General features: G+C 36.2%; 9 protein-coding genes and 2 pseudogenes. 3 read left to right on the top strand and 8 right to left on the bottom strand.

Going from position 1 to position 11,803, the window contains the following annotated elements:
• Positions 1–166: 166 nt before the first annotated feature.
• Positions 167–2,095, bottom strand: coding sequence for a group II intron reverse transcriptase/maturase (gene ltrA, locus PQF83_RS16725; RefSeq protein ID WP_000999901.1), 1,929 nt, complete (start codon positions 2,093–2,095; stop codon positions 167–169).
• Positions 2,096–2,871: 776 nt separating this feature from the next.
• Here ltrA and PQF83_RS16720 point away from each other — a divergent pair.
• Positions 2,872–4,077, top strand: a pseudogene (locus PQF83_RS16720) (hypothetical protein); the annotation flags it as partial.
• A gap of 63 nt (positions 4,078–4,140) precedes the next feature.
• Here the strand turns inward: PQF83_RS16720 and PQF83_RS16715 are convergent.
• The 3 genes and pseudogenes from PQF83_RS16715 to PQF83_RS28505 form a co-directional block, all read right to left on the bottom strand.
• Entirely contained in the window at positions 4,141–4,647 is a 507-nt protein-coding gene (locus PQF83_RS16715) for a CcdC family protein (RefSeq protein WP_001028639.1), read from the bottom strand.
• Between the two features lie 90 nt (positions 4,648–4,737).
• Positions 4,738–5,445, bottom strand: coding sequence for a cytochrome c-type biogenesis protein CcdA (gene ccdA, locus PQF83_RS16710; protein ID WP_001152681.1), 708 nt, complete (start codon positions 5,443–5,445; stop codon positions 4,738–4,740).
• A 16-nt stretch (positions 5,446–5,461) separates the two neighbouring features.
• Positions 5,462–5,606: pseudogene (locus tag PQF83_RS28505) on the bottom strand (peptidase T).
• A 326-nt stretch (positions 5,607–5,932) separates the two neighbouring features.
• Between PQF83_RS28505 and PQF83_RS16705 the strand changes: the two are divergent.
• Positions 5,933–6,841, top strand: a complete 909-nt coding sequence (locus PQF83_RS16705) for an EamA family transporter (protein ID WP_000947030.1) — start codon at positions 5,933–5,935, stop codon at positions 6,839–6,841.
• Positions 6,842–6,928: 87 nt separating this feature from the next.
• Positions 6,929–8,074, top strand: coding sequence for a M20 peptidase aminoacylase family protein (locus tag PQF83_RS16700; protein ID WP_000226346.1), 1,146 nt, complete (start codon positions 6,929–6,931; stop codon positions 8,072–8,074).
• A 38-nt stretch (positions 8,075–8,112) separates the two neighbouring features.
• Here the strand turns inward: PQF83_RS16700 and PQF83_RS16695 are convergent, their stop codons facing one another.
• The 4 genes from PQF83_RS16695 to alsR form a co-directional block, all read right to left on the bottom strand.
• Positions 8,113–9,057: an ABC transporter permease gene (locus PQF83_RS16695; RefSeq protein ID WP_000482769.1), complete on the bottom strand. Its 945-nt coding sequence runs from the start codon at positions 9,055–9,057 to the stop codon at positions 8,113–8,115.
• Complete coding sequence (locus PQF83_RS16690) at positions 9,050–9,961, bottom strand: ABC transporter ATP-binding protein (protein WP_000180636.1); 912 nt, start codon at positions 9,959–9,961, stop codon at positions 9,050–9,052. Before PQF83_RS16690 ends, PQF83_RS16695 begins: the two co-directional genes overlap by 8 nt.
• Positions 9,962–10,051: 90 nt before the next feature.
• Positions 10,052–10,627: an FtsX-like permease family protein gene (locus PQF83_RS16685; protein ID WP_000050620.1), complete on the bottom strand. Its 576-nt coding sequence runs from the start codon at positions 10,625–10,627 to the stop codon at positions 10,052–10,054.
• A 223-nt stretch (positions 10,628–10,850) separates the two neighbouring features.
• Positions 10,851–11,756, bottom strand: a complete 906-nt coding sequence (gene alsR, locus PQF83_RS16680) for an acetoin biosynthesis transcriptional regulator AlsR (protein ID WP_000423223.1) — start codon at positions 11,754–11,756, stop codon at positions 10,851–10,853.
• Positions 11,757–11,803: the final 47 nt, after the last annotated feature.

Here is an 11,803-nt window from a genome sequence, read left to right as displayed (position 1 = left end):
AAGTCTTTGAGGTTATCTCCAACTTTTCCCCCGATCCGCACGGTACGTGCCACTTTCACGGCATACCGCGGTCCACCTATATTGTAGTTTTCTTTTCATCTAATAATGATAAGCTCTAAGCAAACAACGCTAGTTGTTCATGTTCCATATCCACTTCATTTTGTGATTACATACAGATTTCCTCATTTTTGACTAATTTCCGCAATTTATTAAGTTTGCCTAACTGTTCCTCGTTGAGTTTTAATTTATTGAGGAATTGGTTTATGGTTTCTATATTGGTCGCGTGTATTAGTGTATGGACACTTGGCTTGATGATGGTAAGATTTTTGTAGCTGTCATCCCTTGTTTCACTCCATAATCGCTTATGGTGACAGTGGATGTCCCAAGGCGAGAGTTTCTCACCTGTTACACTGCATCTTCCTTTTTGTGCAATATAAAGAGAAATTCGATTATCATTGTATTCTATGGTTGCCCGTTCATTTATAACTGGGTTTTCTCTTAACCATTTCAGTTCCGCTTCGGTTATTTCTGCCAAGTTTTTGTGTATAAGGGCTCGTCCTTCTGCGGTGTATCTGTTAATAGATTGCTTTTTCATCATCGGTTTTTTGTGTTGAATATAGGAGATTGGTAAAATAGGACATTTCATGAGAAATCTCATCGCTTTTGACTTTAGGTATGGTTTAATACCTCTGTCTTTCCCTTTATATTTCCCTATATTCGTGTATCCGTTTGTGTTGCTTTTTCCTCTAATTTTTGACTTTGGGAATCTGTTATACATCATGTGACCAAGACTATGGTTCATTTTACTGAAATCCAGGGAAGCATGCGTTGCTATTTTATAATAGTTGTGCTTACCAATGACCATGCTGTTGTATATACTGATTCTCTTAATTGTTTCATTAGAGTTTGGGGTTCTCTGTATCCTTTTCACTTGTTTTGCTAAATCTTGTTTTGTTTTTTCCAGTGCTTTTGGAGAGATGTGTGTTACTGCAATGTATCGTGTGTTACCGTTCTTCTTACCTTTCTTTACAGCCTTAAGAGTGAAACCTAAGAATTCACTCTGTTGCTTTTTCAGATTGGTTACTTTAGACTTTTCGGTTGAGATAGGCAGTTTTAGACGTTCTTCTAACCACATTTGAGTTGCTTCGAAAATTTTCTCCGCATTCCTACGTGTATTTGTAAAGATTTTAAAATCATCTGCGTATCTTACGATATACATTGGTTTCATCTTGGATGTTTTGGATAGACAATATGTTACAGTGTCATTACTCCAAATCCCATCTTTCAATCTCGGCTTTACCTTCTTGGCTTTGAAAGTTTCCCATTGATTACTAATCCACCAGTCAAATTCGTTAAGGTTAACATTGGCGAGTAGTGGACTAAGGATACCACCTTGCGGGGTACCTTTGGTCGGAAATATCGTTTTGCCGTTAGGCAGTTGCACTGGCGCTTTCAATATTTTCCGGATAATGACTAGTAGTTGTTTGTCACGAATACCCAGTGTCCATAGTTGGCGCATGAGTTTGACGTGACTTACTTCGTCAAAGAATCCCTGAATGTCTATATCCACCACATATGTAAGGTTTTGCTGATTTACCCGTTTTGTTGCGTCTGCTATAGCATTTTCAGCACTTCTGTTTGGGCGAAATCCATGACTTCGGTTACAGAAGTGTGCTTCACAGATAGGCTCCATTACTTGTAAGATGCATTGTTGGATAATCCTATCCCACATACTTGGTATTCCCAGAGGTCTGGTTTTCCCATTGGGTTTCGGTATTTCCTTGCGCCTTACTTTCTGCGGTTGGTAGTTTTGAAAGCGTCTTTTTACTTCGTTCAAGAAATAGCTTTGTTCCATTCTCTCAATATCCTTAATGTTTACATTGTCACAAGCTGCTGTTTTACTCCCTTTGTTTCCTTTAATATTACGAAACGCGAGGAGTATATTTTCATCTGATATAATGATAGGCATTAAATTTTTAAAAGAATTTTTCTTTGTTGCCTTCTGGTATAAGTTATCTAAGAAAGTTTGGATACCGTAGTATTCGTTGTGTCTTAGTTTCTTATTCTTTGGCGTGGACTTAGTTCTATCATTCATGGTCTATCACCTACTCTCATATTGATTTGGTGACCTTTTGAGTCTTACCAGAATCCATGCAAGATTAGATGAAATTTCAGTTCCTACAAATAGGCTTGTGGCTGTTCCTCCAATTCCATTACAGAATCTTCAACGGTCGTGCCACTACTCTCACCACTATTAAGAATACTTCCCTCGGTTACCCGTTTCGTATTCAACTATATCCGCCGATAGAGTCATAGACCCAACGTTAGTGGCTTTCGACGTTCCGTTCAGACTATCGTTGTTTTAAAGATCTTTCAATCTCCGATTTAGGTGCTTGCTTTACCCCGTGTCTAGCTCCGTTGCCTGTAACAACGTTAGGATTGGTCACTATGCGATGTTTCCAATCCATTAGACAAGTCTTATTTTCAGACTCCGAATTATTTCTGACCCGTAAACCTATCGAGGTGTACATTCGCAAGTTCGTCAGTGTTTACACATTCTCACCTTGTCGGTTGACAGCATACGGTACTTAGTTAGTTCCAGCCGGTTTATTATTCCTGCTGGCTTTCGGTTATCCATATAGACACTACGAACCGTAACCGCATGTTTTACCCTGCTTCCAACATCTCACTCTGCCGAGTGTATGCAGTTGGGAATCTCACTGGGAGAGTTTCGGGGCGTTACTCCTTCATTCCTCTCACTCGCCTGAACAGTTATCCTACTCTTTATTGTTTTCGATGTTTCTACAATTAAGAATAGTCCTCGTTGTCGCCTATGCTCCCGCATTACTTACTCGAGAACGTCTCGCACCGTATACGATTTCTCTCCAAAATACAGGTACCATTCCTGCTAATCATATACTTGTAACTGATACAATTCCTATCGGTACTTCGTTCATCCAAAATAGTGTAACAATTAACAACGTGCCGCAACCAACTGCAAATCCATCAGCAGGCATCCCAATTTCAACACTTGCTCCTTCTGAATCCGCAACGATTTCTTTCCGTGTCCTAGTTACTTCAATTCCACCAAGCGGAGAAATTCAAAACCAAGGTAACGTTTCCTTCCAGTACCAACCCGATCCTACTAAACCACCTGTATCCGTTACTACGCCTACACCTACTACAATTACTCCTGTAAACGTTAGGACTATTAACCCGATAAAAACCGCTGATAAATCCATCGTTTCAGTAGGTGATACGATTACATTTACTATCACATTCCAAAATGAAGGTACGATTCCTGTCACTGACATTTCTGTTACAGACTCACTTCCTGTCGGCACATCATTCGTTCCAAATAGTGTCACAATTAATAACATTCCCGTTCCAAACGCAAATCCATCCACAGGCATTCCAGTCGGAACTCTTAATCCAACAGAATCCGTAACTATTTCATTCAAAGTACAGGTTATTACACTTCCAGCTAATAGAATGATTACAAATATCGCATCCATTACGTATACTTCTCAACCCGACCCTACTAGACCACCTATCACAACAACGACTACAACACCACCAATTACGATAGAAGTAAACCCTAATGAGCCAAACACATTTATTAAGACCGCAAATGTAAATAGCGCCCATCTCGGTGATTTCATCACATATACACTTACCTTTACTAACAATGGCACCATCCCAGTAAATAACGTACTCATTACCGACCCACTTCCTCCTGAAGTTACTTTCTATCCAAATTCAGTAACAGTAAATGGAGTAGCACGTCCCGGAACTAGCCCAACTATCGGTATTCTTATCAATACTGTTAATCCAAGTGAATCCGTTGTTGTTCGTTTTATCGTTCAAGTAACAGCAGAGCCACGAAATGGTCTCATTCAAAATACCGCCCGCATTCGCTATACACTCAGACCAGATCCTACTAAACCACCGACTTTCGTTGATGAAACTTCAGAGCCAAACATTATTCCGTTTATCGGTCCGTTCGTCTCACCAAATTTAAATTGTTTCTTTAATGGGGAACGTTTTATCCGGCGCGGTTGGAATAGAAGATGTTAGCAATATAAAATAAAAAGACAGCGTCAAAAAACGCTGTCTTTTTATTTTATACATATACAGTTTTTAAGTTAATTTCATATCTTTTTCATTATAAAAACCATCTTCTTTTTCCATTTCCTTCTGTAATTTCGTAAAGGAACGGTACATGGCAATTCTCCATGACACAATCATCGCAAATGCCAGCAAGAAGAACATCCCACTAAGTTGTCCCAAATCAAGCGATTGGCTTAAATATGTTTTAAATACAATACGCACGACAAGTAATCCGATTAAAATAAAGACAAATGCTTTCGAACGCTTCAAATAAATCTCTTGTCCTCTAATCTCAAATTTAGATGTTTTAATAAGAAAAATAGAGAAAAACAAACCGACGCCAATTGCTTCTAACATTTCTGCTGGAGTTAATCGAAATTCAGGAAAAACATACATCAACGCTCCCGTACTCATAAAAAATGGTGGAAGTATAATTTTTTTCAATGTTGCAGGTTTCTTAGCTGCTTTTAAACGAATAAACATCGCACCAACAGCCATACAAACAGCAACGATACTGGATAAAACAACTATGTTCATATTTTCTCATCCTTTTTTGTGGCTATATGCAAAATATACTTTCATTATATGCTTTTCCGTTAGTATTTCCAACATTTTCACAGAATAATACTAAAAACCCGTAAAACCACCAAATAAACTTGAGAAATATACGATAATTTTTGTCATCCAGTTAAAGTATAAGAAGATACCCATGATAATCATAATGTATCCCCCGATTTTCATGAACTTCATACTGTTTCTTTTAATCCAAGACATTTTCGTAATAAAGAATGATAGTACGAAGAACGGGATAGCGAATCCAAGTATGTATGCAATCATATAAATCATTGCTGATTCTGGATTTGTTGCTGCTAATCCGATTACAGACACTAAAATAGGTCCTGTACAAGGCGTCCACCCTGCAGCAAATGCCAACCCAATTAAAACAGATCCAAAATAACCACTCGGACGATTTTTAAACGTAAATTTACGATCTTGCATTAAAAACTTCGGCTTAAACACACCGACAATAATAAGACCGAACACGATGATAAATATACCACCTAACTGTCTAATTAAATCTTTATAATTTGTAAAGATGCCTCCAATAAAACTTGTACCAAATCCAATTGCAATAAATATAATTGAAAATCCAAGTAAGAAAAACGCTGTATGTATCATACTTCTTTTGCGAAGCATTGCATTTTCTTCTTTCAACTCAGAAACCGACATACCTGTTATGTACGATAAAAATGCCGGATAAAGCGGTAAGCAACATGGGGAAATAAATGATAAAAACCCAGCACCAAACGCTAAAAAAATACTAATATCTTGCATTATTCCACTCCTCTCCTTACATATTGTAGCAAAAACATATAAAAATACTATGAACAATTCGTGAAATCACTTTTCCAACGTGATAATAAGAAAAACTACCCTTTCACACTTTTTCTGAAAAAACGTTTTCATTTCCTTCTATTTATATAGAAAAATCTCAATTACACTACAAAACCTCTCTAATGTTATTAACATAACAAAGGTAATATAGTTTCTCAAATGATTAGCATGTTATTCGTACGTTTATATACATATTGATTAAAAAATATTTTTTTCAAATGCTGTCTTTATACAATACAAACTTGATTTTACAATACTTCTATTATTACTAATTTCAAGATTATGCATAAATATCATACTTTTATTATTATTCTATAAAATGTCACACTTTTCTTTTATTTGACCCTTCATTTTTAATTTTGTATACTTCCCTCTAGTTATATATGTCCGTTACGGAACAATTTCATATAGATGGGAGGAATATTTCATGCTTCGTTATTCTCTTTTAGTTTTATTAGGAGCGTGTAGTTATGGAATTTTAGCTATTTTCGTTAAACTTGCATATGCAGAAGGATTTTCACTTGGAGAGGTAATTGGCAGCCAATATTTGTTCGGTTGGATTATTTTGCTTGCTATTACACTTCTATTTTCTAGACATCGTGTTCCATTAAAACAAGCTTTAATTTTATTCGTTGCAGGTACATCTGCAAGTTTCACTGGAATTTTTTATTATGCTTCATTAAAAACTGTACCAGCATCTATCGCCATTATACTTTTATTCCAATTCGTTTGGGTCGGAATTATTATTGAAGCAGTCGCAACAAAAACTTTACCTTCAAGAGAAAAAGTTATTTCTGTTATTTTCTTACTTGCAGGTACATTTTTATCAAGTGGTTTACTAGAAAAATCAGCAGGTGATTTCGATACGACTGGAATTATATTAGGCCTATTATCTGCTGTTACATTTGCAACATACATTTTCGTGAGCGGAAAAGTTGCTGTTGAAGTACCTTCATTACCACGCGGTGTTCTTTTAATGGCTGGTGCTTTAACTTTAGTAATGATCGTATTCCCTCCAACATTTATTTTTAACGGTGCAATTTCTGAAGGACTTTGGAAATACGGTTTAGGTTTAGGAACATTCAGTATCGTCATTCCTTCTATCGCCTTTACAATTGGTATTCCAAAGATTGGTTCTGGCTTAGCGACTATTCTTGGCGCTGCGGAACTACCAGTTACAACAATTATGTCTGTATTCGTTTTAAAAGAAGCTGTACTATCTTCACAATGGTTCGGTGTATCACTTATTTTAATCGGGATTGCAATCCCGCAAATTGCTTATGCAATGCGTGGACGTTATCGTAAACATCATACACACAAAAAATTGGCAGCATAAACGAGAGGGGATTTTCATTTGAGAATCCTCTCTTTTAATATTGTATACTTAATGTAAATACTTTATTTAAGAAAGAAGGCATTATAAGTGGTAGCAAATCTAGAGCAATTAACTGAGACGCTAATTTCTATTCGTCGAAATTTACATGAGCATCCAGAACTATCATACGAAGAATTTGAAACGACGAAAGCTATAAAGAATTGGTTGGAAGAGAAAAACATTACGATTATAAATTCTAATTTAGAAACGGGCGTTATTGCTGAAATTTCGGGGAATCGTAACGGACCGCTTATAGCAATCCGTGCTGATATTGATGCCCTTCCTATTCAGGAAGAAACAAATTTATCCTACGCTTCAAAAATCCATGGAAAAATGCACGCTTGTGGGCATGATTTTCATACAGCTGCTATTATAGGGGCTGCTTATTTGCTAAAAGAAAAAGAATCTTCTCTTAGCGGAACTGTACGCTTTATATTCCAGCCAGCTGAAGAAAGTAGTAATGGTGCTTGCAACGTCATCGAAGCCGGGCATTTACGTGGTGTACAAGCTATTTTCGGTATGCATAATAAACCTGATTTACCAGTAGGTACAATCGGTATTAAAGATGGTCCACTGATGGCCGGAGTTGATCGATTTGAAATTGAAATTCACGGAGTTGGTACACATGCAGCTGTACCAGATGCTGGGGTAGACCCTATTGTCGCATCTTCTCAAATTGTGATGGCACTACAAACTATTGTAAGCCGAAATATAAGTTCTTCACATAATGCCGTCGTTAGTGTCACAAACATCCACTCAGGAAATACGTGGAACGTTATTCCTGAAAAAGCAATATTAGAAGGTACTGTTCGTACTTTCCAAGCTGAAACACGCGAAAAAATTCCAGCCTTAATGGAACGTATCATTAAGGGCGTTTCTGATGCACTAGGTGTAAAAACAGAATTCCATTTTCATTCAGGTCCTCCTGCTGTCCATAATGATGAAAGTCTTACTCATTTATGTACACAAACTGCACAGGAAATGTCACTAGACGTGATTACCCCTACTCCTTCCATGGCTGGCGAAGATTTCTCTTTTTATCAACAACACATACCAGGATCATTCGTCTTTATGGGAACGAGCGGTACACATGAATGGCATCATCCAAGCTTTACAGTAGATGAGCGAGCGTTACCTATAAGTGCAGAATACTTCGCTTTGTTAGCTGAAAGGGCACTTAAACATTTTTCCTAAAAAAGGAGCCGTTAAGAAATGCTTAACGGCTCCTTTTTTTAAGTTAAATCACGTTTTAAAAATACTGTATAGGAAATGATTAAAAATACAAATAAATACAGTAATAACATACATGATGCAAACGGGAACGTTACTCCATCAATAAAGCTTCCATTCTTTGCAATACTATATAAATCTGTGTTTGCTGGCAATAAATATTTCGCCCAATCATATCTAGTTGCTGCTAGTAATGCGATGTTTCCTGATAAAGCGAGAAATAGTGAAATACCAATCGCGCCTCCGCTAGATCTTGTTAGCACAGAAATCATAAATGCAAACGCTGCGTACACAATCGTCGGCAACCACGATAAAATATAATACTTACTAGCTTCTACAAAAATATTTTGTTTTATAATATTTCCATCTTGGAAAATAAACTCGCTCCATGCAGGCTGCTGGAATTTATAAATAACAAGCCCACATAAAATGGAAAAAATCATATTAAATATAAACAATAACGCTGCAAATATGACAATTGCTAAAAACTTAGCTGTCAAAATTTTAAAGCGACTCGCTGGTCGTATTGTTAAAAATTTATATGTTCCCCAGCTATATTCATTCGCAAAAATTGTACTTGCATACACGAGGATAAACGGAAGTAATATTGGAAATACGATAAAGCCTGTATCTCTCATGAAAGAAAGTGGAGAACTACTTGCCGGTGCTGTATCTGTATCTAAATGCTTCATCTTAAGCTGATATTCCTTTACAAGCTCATCCCCAGATCGTTCCGCTAAAATTGCTCCTTTTTCCATGCCTAGCTTTTTCTCAATTTCTACAGTTCGTTCTGTATAATCAGCTTTCCATCCTTTTGTTTCCGGCTCCAAATACTTTACAGTAACCCATCCTAATCCGATTATTAATACTGCAATAACTGCAAATGGAATAATCGTTCGCTTTCGCTTAAATATTTTATACAATTCGTTATACACTAAATTAAACAATATCTTTTCCCCCTGTTAATTCTAAAAATTGCTCTTCTAACGTTTTTCTTTCTTCATATACACGATACACTTGAATGTTTTTCTCAAGCAATGTACGAATAACATTTGGGATTTCTTCATCTTTTACATGAATAAGTAAATCATTACCTTTTATTAAAACATCTTGGTCTAACATTTCTGCCGCTTTATTCGCATCATCTACGCGTATACGGATTGTCTCCATCTCTTCACTTTGATTATGCTGAATCTTTTGCGTCGCGACATATTCTCCGTGCTGAATAATGATAACTCTATCACACATTAATTCAACTTCCGAAAGTAAGTGACTAGATACCAGTACCGCTTTTCCTTGTTCATGTGCAATTTTCTTTATGTACATTCTCATTTCATGTATTCCACTAGGGTCTAATCCATTCGTTGGTTCGTCTAATATTAATACATCTGGATCATGAATAAGCGCTTGGGCAATTCCTAAACGTTGTCTCATGCCGAGTGAATATGCTTTTACTTTGCGATCAATGACTTGTCCCATACCTAGCAATTTCACTACTTCATCGATACGTTCTTCTGTAACGTTACCATTCATGCGTCCGAAATATGTTAAATTCTCATAGCCACTCAAAAACGGATAAAATTCCGGTGTCTCAATTACCGCTCCAATTTTCGAGGCAGTATTTTCAAATTGCTGTTTTACAGATTGACCATCAATCCAAACTTCGCCCTCTGTCATACGAATCATGCCGACCATCATTCTCATTAAAGTCGTTTTTCCAGCACCATTTGGTCCAAGCAGACCAACTACTTCACCTTTTTTAACTTCGAAACTAATATTTTCTACAAGTGTCTTTGAACCGATTCGCTTCGTTAACCGCTCAACCTTTACAATCGATTGTTCATTTGTCATGCTATACAACCTTTCCTTCCCATTCTTTGTCAGGTCTTTACACTGTAACATGATTATTTTTATGTGTAAAATGGAAAAAGACATGATTTCTCATGCCTTTTCTTTAAACTGAAATGAATTTTCATCTTGTAAACTTTGAACAAATCGAATACATTGCACCATCGATAATAGAAGAATAACAATCATAATTATACTCACTACTACTATTGCATATATTGTAATCGGTGCACTATTTATCCCTTGTATTCCTGTTATTTTCATAAAGATAATCGTAAATAATTTTAAAAATAACATCCCATTAACTAATCCAAAAACAAACGCTGCTCCATAAATAAATAATTGCTCCTGACATAATAAACATAGTACATCATTTCTCTTCCTATTCTCTGCTACATAAGATTTAATTTCTTCTTTCCTCGCTTGCAGAAGAGAATAAGTCATTTTATATGTAATAAACGTACATATGAAAATGACTACGATAAACAACGTGTAAAAACACATTTGAAATAAAAATGTAGTCCCTAATTCCCCAGCAACTACTTCATTAAATTGTAGCGATATCATAAAAAACAAAATCATAATACTCATAGCAATCCACATAAATTGCTTCATCCTTTTGGTAGCAAATGTTCTTATATTTTTTCTCGCTAACCGACATAAAGACATAAAATTCTTCCCCTACCTTATTACATACGCATTCTATACTACTAGTGTATAAAAATATGACATTTTAAACATCGCACTACAATCGGAATTTTCTCTAAGTCTTTAGTCCTAGAAAACAAAAATGAACATGTTTATCTCTTTCGTATAGAACTAAAAAAACACTAAAGCGGAAATGCAATTACATTTCCGCTTTAGTGTTTAACGAGGTGTATTTTTCAATAACTTAATTAATCTCATCCTCAACTTCTATTCTTTTCTTCTCTCTTGCAATTTTTAAAAACTCTAAAAGCTCTGGATTGCTATTCATTTTTTTGTACGCGACTGACATTTCTGCAACAAAATTAGAATCATATAGCTCTTTATATACAACTTCTGTTTTATATAATTTATTTGCCGATACCGGTATGACTGTAATTCCAATCCCCGCTGCTACAAGTCCCATAACTGTTTGATATTCCGTCGCTTCTTGTACGATACGCGGACTAAACCCGACGTCGCGGCAAAGTGATAAAATTGTATCGTATAACGCTGGCCATACTGGTCTCGTAATAAATACAAACGGTTCATCCCGTAAATCTTCTATATGTATTTCATCTTTCTCTGCAAGTGGATGAGCCTTCGGTAAACATAAAGTACAAGATAGTTTTTGTATTGGCTCTAACTCTAATAATTGTGTTGGGATTGGTGGACGCAAAAATCCAATATCAATTCGATTATCGTGAAGTGCATGCACTTGATCTGGAGTAGATAATTCATGTAATGCAACAGACACCCTCGGAAATTTCTTTCTATACTCCCTTACGATAGATGGTAAAATATCATATATCGCCGCACCTACAAAACCAATTGAAAGTGAGCCCACTTCTCCCCTTTGGGCACTTTGTGCAATCTCTACCGCTTTTTCAATTTGTTCGAACGCTTTTTTTACTTCTTTCAAAAACATTTCTCCAGCTTCTGTTAATTCAACCTTTCTCTTCGTTCTTGAAAATAACATAACTCCCATTTCTTTTTCTAATTGCTGAATTTGTTGACTAAGCGGTGGTTGTGTCATTTGTAAACGAGCAGCTGCTCGTCCAAAGTGTAACTCCTCTGCCACTACAACAAAATATTGCAAATGCCGTAATTCCATTTTGGACACCCTTTTCCATTTCAATTAATACGTCTAATATATTAATA

Source organism: Bacillus sp. FF-1 (assembly GCF_028548245.1).
In the GTDB taxonomy this organism is placed as follows: domain Bacteria; phylum Bacillota; class Bacilli; order Bacillales; family Bacillaceae_G; genus Bacillus_A; species Bacillus_A paranthracis.
This window is presented reverse-complemented; position numbering and strand designations above follow the sequence as displayed.